The organism is Bacillus sanguinis (assembly GCF_018332475.1).
In the GTDB taxonomy this organism is placed as follows: Bacteria; Bacillota; Bacilli; order Bacillales; family Bacillaceae_G; genus Bacillus_A; species Bacillus_A sanguinis.
In genome coordinates, this window is sequence record NZ_BOQB01000640.1 from 1 (window position 1) to 391 (window position 391).

The 391-nt window shown below is 36.6% G+C and carries 1 pseudogene; it reads right to left on the reverse strand.

The features are described from left to right. Positions 1 to 391: pseudogene (locus KI369_RS28990) on the reverse strand (L-2-amino-thiazoline-4-carboxylic acid hydrolase); the annotation flags it as partial.

Below are 391 nucleotides of genomic sequence, written 5' to 3' on the forward strand. Positions count from 1 at the left end.
TGTTAGTTTATAATTACAAGATTTACATCCATCTAGTAGACTATCATTTCGTGTTAATTCCGTGTTAGGGAATAGGATTTCAAAAATCCCTTTCATCATATCTCCGTGCATGTTACAAATTTCAGTTGGGTGATGAACAGCAACTTCTTTAAATGGACAATTGTGTACATCATAGAAAATTTTTGTTCCATCTGCACTTAATTCAAATGCAGGTGATAAGCCAGCTGTTGAAAAGGCTTCCTTTGCAATTTGAACTTTTTGCTCCACTGTTAAAGCATCTTCACTCACATTTAAGCGCTGCATATGTTGTTGCATTAATTCGGCCCCGAATTGTTTCCCTGTTTCGTATAGCGCTTTTTCACCAGCAGCACCAAGGCTAAGTAAAGAATTA